Annotated in this window: 13 protein-coding genes; 2 read left to right on the top strand and 11 right to left on the bottom strand. The window is 65.8% G+C overall.

Going from position 1 to position 18639, the window contains the following annotated elements:
• Nucleotides 1-14 precede the first annotated feature (14 nt).
• From F3H95_RS10850 to F3H95_RS10835, 4 genes are all read right to left on the bottom strand, one after another.
• Nucleotides 15-1643, bottom strand: coding sequence for a TIGR04028 family ABC transporter substrate-binding protein (locus F3H95_RS10850; RefSeq protein ID WP_149745977.1), 1629 nt, complete (start codon nt 1641-1643; stop codon nt 15-17).
• A gap of 576 nt (nt 1644-2219) precedes the next feature.
• Nucleotides 2220-3593: an FAD/NAD(P)-binding protein gene (locus F3H95_RS10845; RefSeq protein ID WP_149745976.1), complete on the bottom strand. Its 1374-nt coding sequence runs from the start codon at nt 3591-3593 to the stop codon at nt 2220-2222.
• 49 nt (nt 3594-3642) lie between these two features.
• Nucleotides 3643-4101: an Rrf2 family transcriptional regulator gene (locus F3H95_RS10840; RefSeq protein WP_142880661.1), complete on the bottom strand. Its 459-nt coding sequence runs from the start codon at nt 4099-4101 to the stop codon at nt 3643-3645.
• Between the two features lie 47 nt (nt 4102-4148).
• Nucleotides 4149-4433 (bottom strand): hypothetical protein, encoded by a 285-nt coding sequence (locus F3H95_RS10835; protein ID WP_149745975.1) that lies wholly within the window; start codon nt 4431-4433, stop codon nt 4149-4151.
• A gap of 291 nt (nt 4434-4724) precedes the next feature.
• Here F3H95_RS10835 and F3H95_RS10830 point away from each other — a divergent pair, with 291 nt between their 5' ends.
• On the top strand, nt 4725-6533 hold the full coding sequence (locus tag F3H95_RS10830) for an SLC13 family permease (RefSeq protein ID WP_188134357.1): 1809 nt from the start codon (nt 4725-4727) through the stop codon (nt 6531-6533).
• A gap of 15 nt (nt 6534-6548) precedes the next feature.
• Here F3H95_RS10830 and F3H95_RS10825 read toward each other — a convergent pair whose 3' ends face one another.
• Entirely contained in the window at nt 6549-7097 is a 549-nt protein-coding gene (locus F3H95_RS10825; protein WP_142880658.1) for a TetR/AcrR family transcriptional regulator, read from the bottom strand.
• 87 nt (nt 7098-7184) lie between these two features.
• On the opposite strand from F3H95_RS10825, the gene F3H95_RS10820 reads away from it, so the two are divergent.
• A complete protein-coding gene (locus F3H95_RS10820; protein WP_149745973.1) occupies nt 7185-8705 on the top strand; it encodes an MFS transporter in 1521 nt (506 codons plus the stop codon).
• A 25-nt stretch (nt 8706-8730) separates the two neighbouring features.
• Here F3H95_RS10820 and F3H95_RS10815 read toward each other — a convergent pair whose 3' ends face one another.
• The 6 genes from F3H95_RS10815 to F3H95_RS10790 all read right to left on the bottom strand — a co-directional run bounded on the left by F3H95_RS10815 (nt 8731) and on the right by F3H95_RS10790 (nt 18581).
• Complete coding sequence (locus tag F3H95_RS10815; RefSeq protein ID WP_244617974.1) at nt 8731-9789, bottom strand: ATP-binding protein; 1059 nt, start codon at nt 9787-9789, stop codon at nt 8731-8733.
• Complete coding sequence (locus F3H95_RS10810; RefSeq protein WP_142880656.1) at nt 9779-10489, bottom strand: response regulator; 711 nt, start codon at nt 10487-10489, stop codon at nt 9779-9781. The genes F3H95_RS10815 and F3H95_RS10810 overlap by 11 nt, the downstream gene beginning before the upstream one ends.
• Nucleotides 10490-10491: 2 nt before the next feature.
• Nucleotides 10492-13623, bottom strand: coding sequence for a multidrug efflux RND transporter permease subunit (locus F3H95_RS10805; RefSeq protein WP_149745972.1), 3132 nt, complete (start codon nt 13621-13623; stop codon nt 10492-10494).
• A gap of 12 nt (nt 13624-13635) precedes the next feature.
• Nucleotides 13636-14832, bottom strand: coding sequence for an efflux RND transporter periplasmic adaptor subunit (locus F3H95_RS10800; RefSeq protein ID WP_149745971.1), 1197 nt, complete (start codon nt 14830-14832; stop codon nt 13636-13638).
• A gap of 449 nt (nt 14833-15281) precedes the next feature.
• On the bottom strand, nt 15282-16067 hold the full coding sequence (locus F3H95_RS10795) for a DUF6683 family protein (RefSeq protein WP_210248553.1): 786 nt from the start codon (nt 16065-16067) through the stop codon (nt 15282-15284).
• A gap of 150 nt (nt 16068-16217) precedes the next feature.
• A complete protein-coding gene (locus F3H95_RS10790) occupies nt 16218-18581 on the bottom strand; it encodes a LuxR family transcriptional regulator (RefSeq protein ID WP_149746204.1) in 2364 nt (787 codons plus the stop codon).
• Nucleotides 18582-18639: the final 58 nt, after the last annotated feature.

Here is an 18639-nt window from a genome sequence, read left to right as displayed (position 1 = left end):
CGTCGCCCGGGCCATTACTTGGCCAGCCAGACGTTGTAGAAGCTCGGGCGGCCGACGGCCTCGAAGGCAATGCCCTTCACATAGGGTGCGCCGGCAAAGGCCTGCGGTTCCTCGAAGATCGGGATCGCATAGGCCTGCTCCAGCAGATAGGCCTGCGCATCGGCAACGGCCTGCAGACGTTTCTGTTTGTCGGGCTGAGAGGCGATCTCTTCCAGAATACCGTTCAGCTTGTCATCGACGAAGGACTGGATCTTATCGCTGCCGCCGCCCTTCTGGCGCAGTGCGTCGCGGTTCTTCGGATAGAACTGGCTCTTGATGACGTCCGGATCGGCGCGGCCGACCATGGCGGGCGATACCGGTGTCTTCTGCGGATCGAGATCATCGACGGTGCGGCTGCCGGCATCCCCGGCCAGTACGTTGAGCTTCACGCCGACTTTCGCCCATTGCTGGGCGATCAGCTGGAGCGTCGCGCGATTTTGCGGCTGCGGCAGGGATTCGTAGGCCGTCAGCACCAGCTTCTTGCCGTCCTTGGCCCGCGTCCCGTCCGGTCCCGCCACGTAACCTGCCTCGTCCAGCAGTTGCTTTGCCTTGTCGAGATCGAAGCCGAGATCGGCGGAATGGTCCTTGTAGCCGATCGCCGTGGAGGCGATGACAGAGGTCGCCACCGGGTAGTTCTTGGAAAACAGCGTGGAAACGATTTCCTTGCGATTGGTCGCGAGGCTGAGCGCCTTGCGCACCCGCACATCCGCCACCAGCTGGTTGTCCGGGCGGAAGACGATGCTGTTGTTCACGCCGCGCGTGCTGGGCGCATAGATCTTGAAGCCCTGGCCCTCGACCTGCGGTTCGTCATAGGCCTGAACTTGGCGGATGAAATCGGCCTGTCCCGCCAGCAGCGCGCCGATGCGCACGCTGTCTTCGCCGGTCACGATGTATTTGATGCCGTCGAGATAGGCGCGGCCCTGATGCTCGAATTTCGCCGGTCCCCAGTTGTAATCCGGCCTGGCCTTCAGCGTCAGTTCCTTGCCAAGCGTTTCACTTGCCACCACGAAGGGGCCCGAGCCGATGATCTTGGTGGCATCGCCCAGCTGATCGAACGGCAGGGCCAGCGTCTTCAAGGACACGAGGCCCGAGCCGATGACGGCGGTGCCTTGCAGGAAGCCCGGCGAAGGCTTCTTGAAATAGAATTTCACGGTCAGCGGATCGATCACTTCGCTGCGGTCGTAATTGTTGACCACCTCGGACACCGGATATTTCAGCGTCTTGTCGCCAAGGCCGAAAATGTCGAAGTTCTTCGCGACCGCCGCCGCATCAAGTGGCGAGCCGTCTGAGAAGGTTACGCCGGGACGCAGCTTGAAGGTATATTGCGTTGCATCCGCATTGACCTCCCAGGATTGTGCAAGCCACGGCTCGATCTCGAGTGTCTGCGGGTTCTGGTAGGTCAGCTTGTCGGTGATCTGGTTGAGGATACCGCCGTTCGGATAGAAGCCGCCCGCCGGAGGATACAGGTTGGTATGGGCCTGCTGCTCGAGGTAGACGAGCGTGCCACCCTTGACGGGTGTATCGGCGGCGGCCGCGATGGCGGAGAGGCTGACGGCGGCAGCCAGCGCGAAGACGGGAGCAAGCAAATGTTTGCGGAGGGTCATTTCGGATTTTCCAGCGGTGTTGGACTGGAAACAAGGGTACAGTTTTGCGCAGTATCTTCAATAATTTCTAGTGATTTAGTATTCTATTTTCGCTCCTGAACGAGGCAAGTTCCTCCTCCCTGGATGGTCCTCGCCGAAAAGATGTGCCGCGCCCTTTTCGCCAACTGTCCCTTTCAGGATATGGGGTATGAGGTTGAGGTTGGTGCTGATGGAGTCGGGGGCATAGAGCTGGCTCACCAACCTTCATCGGAGTCAAACCCGTCACATAAGTCGCCCGGCAGGCGGGAGAGACCGGCGGGAGGAGGCTCAATGGTGCACCGGCTTGCACCACTCCATGGGGCATAATCTCTCGACCTGCTGAAGCGCTGCCCAGACTGGTTCGATGGGCTATTCGATCTGGATTTGGCATGCTTCACTTTCATGAGACATTGCCACGAAAATGCTGCCGGAATTGCGTCCGGACTGCATGAAAGCACGAAGATGGAGCGTGTGGGGCGCTGGTCACCTGAAGCGTCCGTCCGTCCGGTTCAACGTGAACCTGACGGACGGGCTATTCTTTTGCTTTCCTGACAAATTCTAACGGCGGTGGCTGACGGGCGTCTCGATCGCCTGCGGCTGGTCGTGGTCGAGCAGGCGGGCGGCCAGTCGTGCCGCCTGTTCACGAATGTCGGGAACGGCCGTGATTTCCCAATGCGTGGCGCGGGTGAGGGGGCCAAGTCCGAAGATGCGGGCATGGCTTCGTCCGGTCTGATCCACCAGTCGATCGTCGCGATCGAAGACAAGGCCGAGACCGAGCGGATCGATCGCCGCCTGTCCTTCACCGATCAGCGAGGCAAGCAGCGGTGTTGTGATCGGCGGCTGCAGCCGGCGAAAGCCACGGCAATCGATGGCATACTGCGCGGAAAGTGTTTCCAGCGTCCCGCTGCCGGCAGCACGATAGGTGATGCGGGTTTCGCCGTCCTCGCGGGCCGCCCCCTGGAAGGCGCCGCGCAGGATGGACAGCTGGCCGTTGGCGAGCAGCGCCCGGATCCTCGTCTCCGATTCCGGCGGCATGCGGTGGCGGTGCGTGTCCCAGAGGCTGGAAACATGGCGCAGAAAGCGCGCGCGGCTTGCCGCCGGCAGGTGGCGCCAGAGCGCCTGCGTATGCGGCCGCAAGCCATCGATCACGTCGCGCCAGTCGCCGCCGATCGCCACGTGATCGTGAATGGTGGCGCGCATCCAGCGCAGCAGATAGGCAAGGCTGGTGCCAAAGGGAATATCGGCTGCCGAAAGCTTCAGCGGCCGGGTCACCCGATGTGGCTGCGGCAAAAGCCCCCGCCGCGACAGGGCATAAATCGGCGCGCGATGACCGCGCCCCAGCAGCGACAGCACCATGTCCACCATGGTCAGTCCCGTGCCGATGAGGATCACGGGCCTGTCCGGATCATGCTTGGTTGTGGGACACCAGGGATCTTCAAGTGCCGTCTGAGAGCGGCCGTCGCGGGCATAGCCGGTGGCGAGAATGGCATGGTGGCAGGGCACGACGCTGCCATCGGCGAGCTTTACCTCCACGCCATGCGCATGCTCGGCCAGCCCCACGCATTCCTGCCGCAGGAAGGCAAGGCGGGGCACGGCGGACTGGCCGCTGCCGTCGGCAAGCAGCTCCTGGAGATAGCGGCCATAGACCTTGCGCGACACGAAGCTCATCGGTTCGCCGGAGCCCAGCCCCTCGCGCGCCAGATAGCGGGAAAAATGATCCGGCTCGTCCGGAAAGGCGCTCATGTTCTGCACGCGCGTGTTGAGGATATGGCAGCTGTCCGGCGTGGAATAGGCAATGCCGCAGCCGATCTCGTGATGGGCTTCCACCAGGGTAAGGCGCAGTTGCCGGGGCGTTTCGCGCTGTCTGAGCAGATGGGCCGCCGCGAGCGTTCCGCTGGCGCCGCCGCCGATAATGACGATATGAAGGGTCATCGCATGTCCTCCGCAAGCTGGGGCCGGGACGGAAAGCGACCCTGTCCCGTCAGGATGATGCCAGTGCGGCGGCGAGATCGGATGTCTCGTCGTCCACCATCTGGCGCATGGCACTCAGCGACTTGTTGTCCAGCACGGCGGCGATCGCCTCGCGCACTTCCAGCATGGTCAGGCGTACGGCGCAGGCCGTCTCGTCCCTGCAGTCGTGGCAGCGGGAATAGGCCGTGCGACTGGCACACAGGATGGGGGCCAGCGGCCCGTCGAGAACGCGCAGCACATGGCCGACCATGATCTCGTCCGGTGAGCGGCTGAGGCAGTAGCCACCACCTCGCCCCTTGCGGGCCACAACGAAACCGCTGTGGCGCAGGTCCGCCAGGATAGCGTCGAGAAACTTCTTGGAAATCGCATGCGTCTCGGCAATCTCCACGGATTGCGCCACCGCACCTTCGGGCAGGCCGGCAAGGTGATAGAGCGCCTTGAGCCCGTACTTGCCCTTCATCGACAACATGGAATGCGTTTTCCTTTCGGACGTCAGCAAGAAAACATCTCTTTCCGCTATATAGCGCGCTCGGCGCGGCCTTGCCATTCCTTCCGGGCATCGCAGCACTCCTCTGGTTCGGGGCCTTGACCGGCAACGGGATTTGCCTTGCTCTGTTCCCGGCGCTGGACGCCGGGGCCTGTCTCGAAAAGGGGATGATCGTGCCCGCGAATGCCGCTCGCCGCAGCACGGGCAGGGACGGGCGAGAGGGTGATCATCAGGGCAATGGCCAGATAGGCCGCGATGAAGGCGGCCCATGCAAGCAGGCGGGGACCGGTCTTCAGCTGTCTGCCGTCACGCATGGGATGACCTCCGCAAGCAGGTCGCGCATCGGACGGGGCACTCCTCCCGAGGGCCAGTCCAGCCGATGCCGACATCACGCAGGTTAACGCAAATTAATGGAATGTCTACTGCTCAAATAGACTGTTGGGCGCAAGCAGCCGGAAGGGCCAGAAGGCCGGGGCAAGGGCCGGTTGAGGCAGGATCGGCCCGGAAGGCGGGTCAAGGGCTGGCGTTGCCAGACAGATCGCCTATTCTGGCGCCGGGCTTTATAGTCGTCCAGAATCAGACGGGACGCGCGGGGAAACGCAAGGGTGACACCAGACCAGTTCCTCATCACGGTCCTTCTGCTGGTTCTGCTCGTGCTGTTTGCGGTGGATCGCTTCCGGGCCGAAACGGTGGCGATCGGCGGGCTTGCCGCGGCCGCCGTGCTGGGACTTGTGCCTGTTTCCGGCGTGTTTGCAGGCCTTACGGCGCCGGCCGTGGTGACGGTCATCGAGGTGCTGCTGATCGTGCAGGTGCTTGGACCCACGCGGCTGTTCGAACGACTCGGCCAGAGCCTGCAGAGCCGCTTTCACCGGCCGCTGCCGCTCATTCTGGCGCTGTCGGCGCTTGGCGCCTGCCTCTCCACCGTCATGAACAATGTGGCGGCCTTTTCGCTGATGCTGCCGGCCGCCTTCTCCCTGATGGCCAGGGATCGCATTCCCGCCCGCTGGATTTTTCTGCCGCTTTCCTATGCCACGCTGCTCGGCGGGTTGTGGACGCTGATCGGCACGCCGCCGAACCTGATGGCCAGCACGCTTCTGCAGCAGGCGACGGGGCAGGGCTATGCCTTTCTCGATTTCGCGCCGGCCGGCATTGCGGCCACCATCGCCGGTTTTGCGGCCATGGCGCTGTGGCTGCCGTTCAGCCTGTTTTCCCGCCGAGGCGATCAGCGTGCTGTCGCTGAGGGCGGGACGGAGGGGGAGGCCGGGCCCGGCAGGGGAGAACAGGAGGGCGGCCCGGAGGATGTCGCTCCCGTCTATCGCCGGGTGATGAGCGAACTGGCGCCCGGCCCCTCCGCAGAAGGCGAGACCGCTGCCAGCCTGGAAGCGCGTCTGCGTGGCCGGCTGCGCAATGTGGTGCGCGAGGGGCGGCGGCTCTTTCCATTGCGGCCTGACACGCCGGTCCTGCCGGGCGACCGCCTGCTGGCGGAGGCGGAACCCGCCGCACTCGATCTCTGCCTGTCCGCCGGCCTTGTGGTCTATGCGCGGGCGGGAGACGACAGGCGTCTGCAACGGGCCGGTGCCGTCGTCATGCCGCACAGTGTCGCCGTCGGCTCCTGCGTGGCGACCCTCCATCCACAGATTGCTGCAGGGGTTGCGATCCTCAGGGTGGAGGGCGAACCCACCCGCTTCGAAGGGCCGTTCGAGGAACTGCCGCTGCGGGTCGGCAACCTGCTGCTGCTGGAGGGGGAGGGGCCGGCGCTGAAGGCCTTCATCGGCTATTACGATCTGATCGAGGTTGCCACGGTGCCTTCGCCGCCCGTCAGCCCTCCGGGGTCAGGTGGTCTTTTGCCACTTCTCGCCTTCGGATTGGGGGTGGCGGTGTCCGCGCTCGGCCTCCTTCCAGCCGAGATCGCGCTCGGCGGCGTGGTTGCGCTGTTCTGCCTCGCCGGCTGGCTCGATCTGCGGCTTGCGCTGCGCAATCTCAACTGGTCGATCATCATGCTCCTGGTGGCCATGCTGCCGCTTGGCACCGCGCTTGGCACCACCGGGGCGGCCGCGGCCATCGCGCACGCGCTGACCGGCGCGCATGTCATCGACAGCGGGCCGATGGCGGTCTTTGCGCTGCTTGCCTGCGCCATGCTGATCACGCCCTTCGTCAACAACACCACGACGCTGGCCATTCTTGCGCCGATTGCGCTGGAAGTGGCCCGCGCCACCGGGCTGTCACCGCAGATGCTCCTGATGGCCGCCACCATCGGTGCCTCGCTCGATTTTCTCACCCCCTTCGGCCACCACAACAACATGCTGGCCTTCAGCCTCGGCAGCTACCGTTTCGTGGATTTCCCGCGCTTCGGCTGGCCCGTTTCGCTCTGTTCCGGGGTGGCCGCCGGCATCGCGCTGCTGCTGTTCTGGTGAGGCGGGCAGACGCCCTCAGTCCTTCGGTGTCTCCGTCATGCGCCGCAGAACCGCTTCCACGTCGTCAAGCCCGGCCTTCCAGTTGCCGTCCTCGTCGAGTCCGGCAATGCGCATGAGGAATAGGCCTTCCACGGCGAGGAAGGCAACGCGGGCGGCCTGCAGGTCTGCGGCATCGCCGCCGAGACGGGCGAACACGCCGCGATACCAGTTGCGCGCCTCCTCGAGATTGCCGGGTTCCTGCAGGTAGCCGATCATCAGTCCCGCCATCTTGGCATTCATCGCCTGCTGCGAGGCGCGCATGGAACCGATGTAGCGATGTACCCGGTCGGGAGCGGTCAGCTGGTCGTCCGGCTCCAGCATGTCGTCGAACTGGCGCGTCCAGCGCTCCACCAGCGCCTGTACCAGCTGGTCCTTCGAGGCGAAGGAATATTGCACACCACCCTTGGAAATGCCTGCTGCCTTCGCAAGCGCATCGATCGTCAGCGCCTTGGCGCCTTCCGTGCGCACGATCTCCTCCGCCAGATCCAGCAGCCTGTCGCGATTGATGGTCGGTTGCCTGCCCATGGCCGATCTTGCCCCTCTTGACCTTGTTTATTTAAATCCATACGTACGTATTTATAAACGTGATCCCGTCTGCATGCAAGGTGAACCATGCGTAAGACCTCCGCCGATTCCCGTCGCTGGCTGGTGCTGCTGGCCGTGATGCTGGCCTTTCTCCCCGTTGTTCTCGACATGACGATCCTGCATGTGGCGGTGCCGACGCTTACCCAGTCGCTCCGCGCCAGCAGCACCGAGGTTCTGTGGATCATCGATATCTATCCACTGGTGATGGCCGGCCTGCTCGTGCCGATGGGAACGCTGGCGGACAAAGTGGGCCATCGCCGCCTGCTGCTGACGGGCCTCGTGGTGTTCGGCGCAGCCTCCGGGCTTGCCGCCTTTGCCCCGGATGCCCGCATGCTGATCGGCGCGCGCCTGGTGCTTGCACTCGGCGGGGCAATGATCATGCCCTGCGTGCTCGGCATCATCCGCCGCGCCTTCGAGGACGACGCGGAGCGGGCGATGGCGCTCGGCCTCTGGGGCACGGTCGGTGCTGCGGGTGCCGCGATCGGTCCATTGATCGGCGGCGCGCTGCTGGAACATTTCTGGTGGGGGTCGGTGTTCCTGATCAACGTACCGGTCATGCTGGTGGTCGCGCCGGCCTCAGCCCTGCTTCTGCCGCGCGCCGAGCCTGCGGGCACTGGCCGCTGGGCCTTCGGCCAGGCGCTGCTGCTGATTCTCGGCATGATAACCACCGTTTATGCCATCAAGGCCGGTTTCGGGGCGAAGCAGCCGCTGCCGGTGGTGGCGCTGGTGCTTCTCTTCGGCCTTGCGATGCTTGGTTTCTTCGCCCGCCTGCAGTTGCGCTCGCGCCAGCCGATGCTCGATCTGTCGCTGTTTGCCCGCCCGGCAATCCTGGCCGGCATGATCATGGCCCTCGTGGCGACCGGGGCGCTTGCCGGCGTGGAACTGACGCTGGCGCAGGAACTGCAATATGTGCTGGGCAAGACGCCGATCGAGGCCGGCCTCTTCATGATCCCGATCATGGCGGCCGCCGCCTGCGGCGGCCCTGTCGCCGGGCGGCTGTCCGGCCTGTTCGGGCTGCGGCTGGTGGCGGGTCTTTCGCTGCTGGTCTCGGCCCTTGCGCTGGCCGCACTCGCCTTCACGGATTTCGGCAGGCCGGGCGTGCTGGTGCCGGGCCTGCTCGCCCTGCTCGGCCTGATGCTGAGCATCGGCCTCACCGCGTCTTCGATCGCCATCATGGGGGCGGTGGAAGCGGAGCGGGCAGGCGCCGCCGGCTCACTGGAAGCGACTGGCTACGAGCTGGGCACGGGGCTTGGCATCACGCTGTTCGGCGTCTTCATGTCGGCGGTCTTCAGCCACACTATCGTGCTGCCACCGGACCTTGCGCCGGCGCTGGCGGAGACCGCGGCGCGCTCGATCGGGGATACCTATCTGGTCGCGCGCCAGCTGCCGCCGGCGGAAGCGCAAAGCCTGATCGATGCCGGCCGGCAGGCCTTCACGGCGACCCACTCGGTGCTGCTGACCACGGCCGCAGCCCTGATCGGCGCGCTGTCCCTGCTCGTCCTTGCCATGCTGAAGAGCTATCGCCCCGTGTCGGGCGGGCACGGGTGAGGGGTAGAGCCGATGGTAATGCCCGTCAGATCTGACGCGGGAAGCGGATTTCCACGCCGAGCCCGGTGCCGTCGGGAGGCAAAAGCAGCGCCTCGCCGCCATGGGCGCGGGCGATGGTGCGCACGATCGGCAGGCCGAGACCCGAACCGCCAAGGCTTCGGCCGCGCGAATCGTCTGCGCGCCAGAATCGCTCGAAGGCATGAGTGCGGCCCTCCGCCGACAGGCCGGGGCCGGTATCGATGCAGCGGAACACCGCAAAATCGCCCGTCACGGCGGTTTCCACATGCACGCTCGCCTGCGGGGCATAGCGGCGGCAATTGTCCAGCACCGCGATCATGGCCTGGCGCAGCCTCGCCCGGTCGCCCCGGATCGCCACGCTGGCGAGCGAACGACTGACGGTGATGCCGGCCGCAGCCAGCTGGTGATCGATACCGCCGAGCGCGGCCTCTGCCTCCTGCGCCAGATCGAGGCGCGCATACTGCAGATCCAGCTGCCCGGCATTGCCGAGCGCCAGCGTGCGCAGCTCCTCGACGATCCCCGAGAGATCGTCGACATGCTCGATCAGCCGGCCGTAAAGCTCGGGGCTCGGCGCAAAGACGCCGTCCAGCAGGCCCTGCAGCCGGCCGCGCAGGATGGTGAGAGGCGTGCGCAGCTCGTGTGCGATGGCGGAATTGGAATAGCTGAGCTCGGCCTCGGCGCGCTGCAGACGCTCTGCCATCTGGTTGAAGTCCGCCACCAGATCACCGGCTTCCTTGAAGGTGCGGGGCGGAAGGTCGGCGCGGGCGGAAAAATCGCCCTCCGCCAGCCGGCGGGCTGCCGCTGCGACCGATTTCAGCGGCACGATCATCGGGCGAGCCAACCGCCAGCCGAACAGCAGGGCGGCGAGGATGGCGATTCCGAGCAGCAGACCCAGCATGACGGCGTCACCGAGACGCCAGCTGTCATCATAGGGCGGGGCGTCCGGATAGAGCCAGTCATAGATGAAGAAGAAATAAGCGAGAAGGCCGAAATAGACCACCGCGCAGGCAAGCAGCGTCAGGCCGATCATGGCCCGCACGATGCGCGTGTTCAGGTTATCGCGCATCGGGAGCATCCAGCCGGTAGCCGACGCCGCGCACGCCGCTCAGAAGGCCATCGGCGCCGGCCGCCGCGAGCTTGCGGCGCAGATTGCTGACATGGCTGTCGACAGTGCGATCCAGCGCCTCGCTTTCCGGCAGGCAGGCATCTACCAGTTCCGAGCGCTCGAAGGCGCGGGCGGGCGAGGCGGCCATGTGCGCGAGAATGCGGAATTCCGTGCGCGTCAGATCGAGCGCCACGGGGCCGTTGCCGATGTCGATGGTGGCGCGATGTGCCTCGCGATCGACCGTCAGCGGCCCGATCCTGAGCAGGTGGCCGGTGCGCTCGCCGGAGCCCTTGCCGAGTGTGCGGCGCAGCACGGCCTTCGCGCGGGCGACGACCTCCAGCGGGTTGAAGGGCTTCACCACATAATCGTCCGCGCCGATCCGCAGCGCCTGCAGCTTGTCCAGATCCTCGGCCAGTGCGGTGACCATGATCACCGGTGTGTCGCCACGCCGGCGGATGGCCGCCAGCACCTCGTAGCCGTCCTGGCCGGGCAGCTTGATGTCGAGCACCACGAGATCCGGCCGCAGTCGTTGGTGGTGGGCAAGGCCGAGCGTACCATTGCCGGCGCTGATCGTGCGGAACCCCTCGCGCGCGAAATAGGTCTCGATGATCTCGGCAATTTCCGGCTCGTCTTCGATGATGAGGATCAGGGCATTGTTCATCGTCACTCTCTCGTGGCTGCATGCCCTTGCGGCTGGCGGGGTCGGGCGCCCGATCCGGTCAGGTGGCTGATTGCCACATACAGGACCGGCACGAAGAAAACAGCCAGCGCCGTTGCGGTCAACATGCCGCCGAACACGCCGGTGCCGATGGCATTCTGGATTTCGGCGCCTGCACCGCGGGCAATCATCAGTGGCACGACGCCGAGAAGGAAGGCGAGCGAGGTCATCAGGATCGGTCGCAGCCTAAGCCGCGCAGCCGTCAGCACCGCGCGGTGAAGACCCATCCCGCCCTGTTGCAGGTGGCGTGCATATTCGACGAGCAGGATGGCATTCTTCGCGGCAAGTCCGATGATCGTGACGAGGCCGACCTTGAAGAAGACGTCATTGTCCAGCCCGCGCATGAGCACGGCGGTGACGGCGCCAAGGACGCCAAGCGGCACGATCAGCATCACCGCCAGCGGGATCGACCAGCTTTCGTAAAGTGCGGCCAGCACCAGGAACACCACCAGCATGGAGGCTGCTAGCAGCAGGGGCGCCTGCGAGGCCGACTGCTTTTCCTGCAACGACTGGCCTGTCCATTCGAGCGCAAAACCCGGCGGCAGCTGTTTCGCCAGCAGTTCCATCTCCGTCATGGCCGCGCCGCTTGCGATACCGGGCGCCGCCGCGCCGGAGAGGCGGGCGGCTGGATAGCCGTTGTAGCGCGACAGCTGCAGGGGGGCTGCGTCCCAGGTCGGCTGGACGAGTTCGGAGAGCGGCACCATGCCGCCGGCGTCGTTGCGCACCTCCAGCTTCAGCACGTCCTCGATGCGCATGCGAGCCGGCGCATCTGCCTGCACGATCACCTGCTGCAGGCGGCCCGCATTCGGGAAATCGTTGACATAGGTCGAGCCGATCGCCGTCGACAGCGTGGCATTGATGGCGGGGAAGGCGACGCCGAGCGCCTGCGCCTTGCGGCGGTCGATGGACAGGGCAAGGCTTTCTCCATCCGGCAGGCTGTCGCTGCGCACGTCGGTAAGGCGCGGGCTTGCGGCGGCCAGCGCGATCAGCTGCCGTTCGGCGGCTTTCAGCGCTGCAAGTCCGCGGCCCGCTCTGTCCTGCAGCCGCAGCGAAAAGCCCGAGGTACTGCCGAGCGATTCGATCGCCGGCGGCTTCAGGATGAGCGCCGTGCCCTCGGCGATGCCGGAAACGGCGGCCTGCGCCCGGGCAACCTCCTCGTCGGCGCCTGTGCTGCGGGCGCCCCACGGCCGCATGCTGGTAAAGGCCTGCGCGGCATTGGGGCCGGAACCGGACATGCCAAAGCCATAGATCACGGTATTTTCGATGATGTCGGGCCGGGTTTCGACATGGGCCTGATAGGTGGCAACCACCGCACGCGTGCGCTCCGCCGTGGCGCCCGCCGGCAGTTCGAACATCGCCATGAAGCTGCCCTGGTCCTCCTCCGGCACGAAGGAAGAGGGGATCATCCCGTAACCGAGGCCCGTGACGGCGACGAGCGCGAGATAGATCACCGCCATGCGCCCGCCGCGTCTGAGCAGTGCGCCCACCCAGCCGGTATAGCGGGCGGTCAACCGCTCGAAGCCGCGGTTGAAACGGCCGAACAGGCTCCCCGGAAGACCTTCGGGGGCATGTGATGCATGGGGCTTCAGCAGCGTGGCGCAGAGTGCCGGCGTCAGCGTCAGCGCCAGGAAGGCCGATAGCAGGATGGAGACCGACATCGACAGGGTGAACTGCCGATAGATGGCGCCAACCGAGCCGGCGGCAAAACCGATCGGCAGGAAGACCGCCGCCAGCACCAGGGTGATGCCGATGATCGCGCCGGAAATCTCCTGCATGGCCTGCCGGGTGGCCGCCTTTGGCGATAGACCCTGCTGGCGCATGATGCGTTCGACATTCTCCACCACCACGATGGCATCATCGACGATGATGCCGATCGCCAGAACCATGCCGAACATGGTGAGCACGTTGATGGAATAGCCCGCCGCCAGCATCACCGCGAAGGTGCCGAGCAGGGCGATCGGCGCGACGATGGCCGGGATCAGCGTGTAGCGGATGTTCTGCAGGAAGAGCAGCATCACCAGGAAGACCAGCACCATGGCTTCCGCGAGCGTCTGCACCACCTTGGCGATGGAGACTTTGACGAAGGGGGCCGTGTTGTAGGAAATCGAGGCCTGCATGTCGGCGGGCATGGTCGCCTCAAGCTCGGCAAGACGCCGCTCGATGGCATTGGAAGTCAGCACCGCATTGGCGCCCGGCGTCATCTGGATGGCGGCAGCGGCGGCCGGCCGTCCATTGCTGCTGACGCTGAAGGCGAGCGATTGGGCGCCAAGCTCGACGCGTGCCACATCCGAGAGCAGCAGGCGGCTGCCATCGGCGCGGCTCAGCAGCGCAATGCCCGCGAAGGCCTCCGGCGTCGTCAGTTGCCCCTGCACCGTCAGCGGTGTGGAAAGCCGCGTGCCCGGCACGGTCGGTTCGTCGCCCACCCGACCGGGGGCGATCTGGACGTTTTCGCGCGCGATCGCCTCGGTGACATCGGACATGCCAAGCCCATGAGCGGCAAGCTTCGCCGGATCGACCCAGATCCGCATGGCTCGTTCCGCGCCGAACTGCTGCACGCGGCCGACGCCCGGCAGGCGCTTCAGCTCCTCGCCGAGATTGCGCACCATATAGTCGCCAAGCGTCAGTTCGTCGGTTTTTCCGCTCTTCGACTTCAGCGTGATGACCATCAGGAAGCCGGATTCGGCCGCCTCCACGCTGAGCCCGCCGCGGCGCACCGCTTCGGGAAGCCGTGGTTCTGCATTCTTCAGCCGGTTCTGCACATCCACCTGCGCCAGTTCCGGATCAGTGCCCGGCCGGAAGGTGACGGTCACGCTGGCATTGCCGGTCGCGTCCATCGTCGTGTCGTAGTAGAGCACGTTGCGGACGCTCGACAGTTCCTTCTCGATAGGGGCGACCACGCTGTCGCGCACGGTCTCGGCGCTCGCGCCGGTATAGCTTGCGGAAATGCTGATGCTGGGCGGGGCGATGTCGGGAAAGCGCGCCACCGGCAATTGCGGCAGCGCCACCAGGCCGGCAAGCGTGATGAAAATGGCGATCACCCAGGCAAGAACCGGGCGTTCGATGAAGATCCTTGACATGGGAAATGACCTTTACGGCTGTACGGCGCCGGCCGATGTGGCATCGTTGCCCGATGCCGGTTGAGGGGCGGTGGTGGCGTCGGCGTCAAGGGGCGTGACGGGGAGGCCGTCCTGGATCCGGTCCTGGCCGCGAATGACCACACGCTCTCCCGCTGCAAGCCCGTCGGTGACGATGATCCGTTCGCCGACGGTTTCGCCGAGCGTGACGGAGCGGCGGCTCGCCTGTCCGTCGCTTGCCACCACCACGATCTCCGGCCGGGTGCCGGGGCCGGCGCGCAGCACGGCATCGGCCGGCACCAGAAGCGCCTTCTCCAGTCGTGCCCGCGGGACGCGCGCCCGTACATACATGCCGGGCAGCAGCGACAGATCAGGATTGTCCACTGCGACACGCACCGGGGCGCTGCCGGTGCCGGGGTCGACGACGACATCCGCAAACCGCAACGTTCCGGCCTTGAGGGGGCGGGCCCCCTCTTTTCCGACGGCGATGGTGACGGGCCCGAGTCCGGTTGCATCGGCCGCTGCCAGCGCCTCCAGTTGGCCGGCGGGAAGGCGCAGATCCACATAGACCCGATCGACCGCCTGCAGCACGGCAAGTGGACGATCCGATTGCGGGTTGGCAAGCGCCCCCTCGTCGGCGAGCGTTGCGCCGACATAGCCGCTGATGGGCGCGCGTATGGTAGCAAAGGCAAGATCCAGCCGGCGGCGCTCCACCACCGCCTTTGCCTCGGCGAGGTTGGCGCGGGCGGTCAAGAGATCGTTGCGGGCGCTTTCGCTCTTCTCGAGGCTCGTGGCATTGCCCGAGAGAAGCGCCGCGGCCCGTTCGGCGGCACGGTTTGCATGCGCTTCCGCCGAAACGGCTCGCTGCAGCCCGGCTTCCGCTGTGGCAAGCTCCGCCTTGAGGATGGCGGTGTCGATCTCGAACAGAACCTGTCCGCGTGTGACAGCCATGCCCTCGTGGACCAGGCGCTGCGTGATCACGCCGCCGACCTGAGGCCGGATCTCCACCCGCCGCTCCGCCGCCACGCGGCCGGTCAACTCGTCGGAGAGGATCACGGTTTCGGGAACGAGCGTCTGCACGACGACCTGCACCGGCTGAAGGCGCGCGGATGACGCTGCCTCGTCCGCCGAACCATCGAAACGGACCAGCAGGACGGCTGCCGTCACGGCCGTGCCGAACAGGGCGAGAAGGAAAAGGCGGGAGGATGACATCTGAACTTTCCGGGTTGCCGAATGAGCAGTTCCGGCGATCCTGCGGTTCTTCACCCCCGGGTATCGCCTTCGGCACTGCATGAAGGCAGGGAGAGCGCTTCCGGCAAATTCGTTCGGGCAATCCGTCTTCACCGGAAACGCTTTCCCTGGTGATCCCGTTCTCATGGGCCCGTGAATATCGCGCCGAGATTGTGTGGAGATTTGGTGGAGACGCAAGCCGCTGCGGCGGTTTGGACGCCGTGACGCTCATTTCAATGACGACATCGCCGTTTTCCAAGGCTGAGAGGCTAATGGGGGTGGCGCCTGTGGTTGCAGCCAGACAGCTCACCCGCCCGGAGGCAAAGAGGGCCGGCGGGCAAACGGAGTGGCGGCGCAGGCGCAGGCTGTTCAGCCGCCCGCGGCTTACGGGCCGGCTACCGTCGCTCGGGGGTGTTTTCGCTCGGGGTCGCTTACCGCCTGGCCTGATCTGCCGCGGCAAAACCCTGCGGCGTGAGATCGAACCTGTCCACATCGATGCCGAGGCTGCCTGCATTCTTGCGGGCGGCAGCGCGGACCTGTTCAAGGCGGGTGGGGGTGCCCTTCGCCTGTTCCACGGCGCCATCGATCAGCATGGCCTGCACCAGCAGCGCCTCGGCGAGTTCCTGCTTATCGGCGCTCGAGGCCCGGGTCATGCCGCCGGCATCGCGCAGCGCCAGCGCCATCTGCGCGCGCACGGCCAGGAGCGTCGCGCTTTCGGGCGTGTCGTTTCGTCCGTGTGCCGCCTGCCAGACTGTCAGGAGCCAGAGCGTATAGGCATCGGCAAGATTGTCGATGCGCAGACCTTGCGGGCGGATCAGTGCGTCGATCCTGGAAATGATGTCGCCATCGGCAAACAGGCGCTGCAGGTCTGCCGCGCCGGCCGGGTCGGCTGCCCGCGTTCTTTCAATGAAACGGGCGAGATTGGCGCTGCGGCGGGCCGGCGAGGGTGTGTAGCGGAGCGCGGCAAGATCGGCCGGTGTCACCTCCCGTACCGGCTGCAGGTTCCCGTCATCTGCATTCGGGGTGCCTGCACCGGGCTGGCTGCCGCCGGCGCGGTTGCGCGCTTCCGCTTCCTGGTTCAGCCGGTCCTGCAGCAGCAGGCCGAGCGTATCGGTGCGCGCGATCGAGGGAACAAGCGTGCTCCAGACCCAGATATCGCCCACTTCGGCCCGTGCACCGACGCTCCCGCCGAGGAGCATTGCAACCGCTATCGCCACCCGTACCCTCATCCTGCTCCCTCGTTGTCCAGCCCGCTTGCCCCGCTGCGCCCCCTCGCTGTTCGCGAAACGTCGCATGACAAACGCCTGTCAACGCGGGAACGGGCAACATGTTCCCACAGGGCGAAGGGAGCGGAAGCCCGGCGATCATCAGCTGATCCAGCCGAGCGCCGTTGCGGCGCGCAGCGCTTCGGCGCGACGGTTGCAGCCGAGTTTCCGGTAGAGATTGCCGAGGTGGTATTTCACGGTGACCTCGGAAATGTTGAGCGTTGCGGCGATGCGTTTGTTGGAGAGGCCGCCGGCTGCCAGCTGCAGCATCTGGGCTTCACGCTGCGATAGTCCGCCCTTCAGCGCGCGGGCATGCGGCGAGTTGAGCGAGGACGTGAAGATCGCAAGCGCGCTGCGCACGCCGACGGAGGTTTCCACGAAGGCGCGGAGCGTGCGGCTTTCCAGAAGCGGCGAGAGAAACAGGCGCTCTTCGGACAGAACGCCGTGGCAACCGAGCCGGTGGGCACTTTCGAGCGCCGACAGCAGGTGACTGCGGGCGGCGGCCGTCTCGCGGCGCTGGTGGGCTGTGTAGCCCAGCCAGATCTCCAGCGCCACGCGCTCGCGATGGGTCACCTTCGGATTGGCGATCAGCGCCCCCAGCTGCCGGGCGAGATAGGGGCGGGGCGTCCACAGATGGACCGCCTCGCGAAACCAGGCCATCACATAGGCGATCTCGTCACGACGGCTGAGGCGCGTGAGGTCCTCCACCGCGCTGTCGATCCAGTGCTTGCCCATCGGCATGCGGATGGCGGACAGGGTGGCCGCCGCCTCGCGCCAGCGCCCGGCATTCTGGTAGGCGATCGCCGTGCGGATCTCCATCATCGCATGGAACTGCAGGCCATCCGACAGGTGGATCCACAGCCCGTCGAGAAAGCCCGGCCGCACGCCCATCGGAAAATGGTCGATCAGCGCCTGCGCGGCATAATGCAGGGCGAACTGCATCAGGCTCGGCCAGATTTCGGCGGCGGCGAACTCCTCGAACTCGTTTTGCACGAATTGCAGCAGGGCCTGGTGGCGGCCCACCTCGTAATCGAGGCAGGCCTCCGCCAGGCGCAGCATGCGAAACTCAGCGTCCGCCGGATGCGGCACCTGTTCAAGGCGTGCGCGGGCATCCTGTGCGGCCTTGCGGGCCAGAAGTGCATCGCCGCTCATCAGTCGCAGCACGGTCTGGTGCAGATGTATGAAGAATTCCAGAAGCGGCTGGCCGCCCATCTTTTTCAGATAGATCAGCGCCCGCGCGGCGGCGGCCTCGGCCTCGCGAAAATTGCGGCGGCGGATCTCGAATTCCAGCAGCGCATTGTAATAGGCCGCCCATTTCCCATGCTCGCCCAGCGGATAATCCGCCATGAATTCGGCCAGCCGCTCGATCATCGCGTCATTCGGCGTCAGGTCCTCGGAAATCATCAGGTTGAGGCGGAAGGTGCGCGCGGCAAATGAGAAGCGCGAGCCCTTGACCAGCACCTTCATGGGGTCGAGGTAGTCGAGACCCAGATGTTTCGACAGAAGATGGCGCACGCGGTGCAACTCGCCCTGCTTCATCAGCGCCCGGCAGATGGCAAACAGGATCGTCTCGTTCTCCGCCACGCTCTCGTGCGAGAAGCGCAGGACGATATCCTGGAACTCGGCCAAACTGCTGCGATAGATCAGGTCGCGTCCGTCCGCCCGCTCCAGGATGGCGGCGGCCTGCGCCTCCAGACCATGGTCCAGCAGCAGGTTCATGGCGGCAAGCACCTGCCCGGACTGTTCGAGCGTGGACGCGATATCTTTGAGGGCGGTCGGGCTGACATAGGCCGCAAGGCTCTCCCCGCTTGCCCGCCGCAGGGTCTCGACCAGCACAGGGTAGCGATCCGGTTCCGCAAGGAGACGAGGTGGCATGAGGGTGGCAGCAATCGCCGGCACCGGCTGGTCGGGTGCCTTCAGCCACAAAGACAGGGCCGCCATGTCGCCCGGCGTCAGATGGTCAAACAGCGCTTCCCGGCAGTAATCAACGAGGCTGCCATCATCCTCTCCGTCGCCAAGGGCAAGCCGCAGGAAGGCCGGCCAGCCGGCATAGGTTTCGAGTGCCGCGTGCTGCGTCTGCGGCGGCAGCGTGATCAGGTCCTCGTCGGCGAAGGACAGGTCTTCGGCCAGAAGGACACGGCAGCCACCATGCAGCTTGGCGCGGGCAAGGCCCGTGACCTTCTGTTGCGGCCGGCAGGCGATGACGATCCGCTCGGCGTTGTCGATGACGGTGTCGGAAAGCCTGAGCGACCGGGCCTTGCGCGGCAGGTCCCAGAACAGCATGCCGCCCAAGACATCCGCCTGCTGCGGATGGAGCGCGGTGCAGACGCGTGCCCCGGCATCCTCTGCCATCTGCCGCAGCAGTACGCTTTTTCCCGCGCCTGCCCCTGCCTGGAGAAGGAGGACGCGGTGATTGCCGTCTGTCATCAGACGGCGGAGGCGGGGCCTGTCGAGAAGCATGTCCATGGCAAGGGGATAGGGCATCCGAACTCCAAAACCTATACCTTTGGAGTAAAAAACTATA

The organism is Rhizobium sp. RU35A (assembly GCF_900156005.1).
Classification (GTDB): domain Bacteria; phylum Pseudomonadota; class Alphaproteobacteria; order Rhizobiales; family Rhizobiaceae; genus Neorhizobium; species Neorhizobium straminoryzae.
The sequence above is the reverse complement of the archived record's forward strand: the minus strand, read 5'-3'. Positions and strand labels throughout refer to the sequence as shown.

What these genes read in the sequence shown, in the direction of transcription:
- F3H95_RS10850 (WP_149745977.1), bottom strand. Translation starts at nt 1,643, where the DNA reads ATGACCCTCCGCAAACATTTGCTTGCTCCCGTCTTCGCGCTGGCTGCC.
- F3H95_RS10845 (WP_149745976.1), bottom strand. Translation starts at nt 3,593, where the DNA reads ATGACCCTTCATATCGTCATTATCGGCGGCGGCGCCAGCGGAACGCTC.
- F3H95_RS10840 (WP_142880661.1), bottom strand. Translation starts at nt 4,101, where the DNA reads ATGTTGTCGATGAAGGGCAAGTACGGGCTCAAGGCGCTCTATCACCTT.
- F3H95_RS10835 (WP_149745975.1), bottom strand. Translation starts at nt 4,433, where the DNA reads ATGCGTGACGGCAGACAGCTGAAGACCGGTCCCCGCCTGCTTGCATGG.
- F3H95_RS10825 (WP_142880658.1), bottom strand. Translation starts at nt 7,097, where the DNA reads ATGGGCAGGCAACCGACCATCAATCGCGACAGGCTGCTGGATCTGGCG.
- F3H95_RS10820 (WP_149745973.1), top strand. Translation starts at nt 7,185, where the DNA reads ATGCGTAAGACCTCCGCCGATTCCCGTCGCTGGCTGGTGCTGCTGGCC.
- F3H95_RS10815 (WP_244617974.1), bottom strand. Translation starts at nt 9,789, where the DNA reads ATGCGCGATAACCTGAACACGCGCATCGTGCGGGCCATGATCGGCCTG.
- F3H95_RS10810 (WP_142880656.1), bottom strand. Translation starts at nt 10,489, where the DNA reads ATGAACAATGCCCTGATCCTCATCATCGAAGACGAGCCGGAAATTGCC.
- F3H95_RS10805 (WP_149745972.1), bottom strand. Translation starts at nt 13,623, where the DNA reads ATGTCAAGGATCTTCATCGAACGCCCGGTTCTTGCCTGGGTGATCGCC.
- F3H95_RS10800 (WP_149745971.1), bottom strand. Translation starts at nt 14,832, where the DNA reads ATGTCATCCTCCCGCCTTTTCCTTCTCGCCCTGTTCGGCACGGCCGTG.
- F3H95_RS10790 (WP_149746204.1), bottom strand. Translation starts at nt 18,581, where the DNA reads ATGGACATGCTTCTCGACAGGCCCCGCCTCCGCCGTCTGATGACAGAC.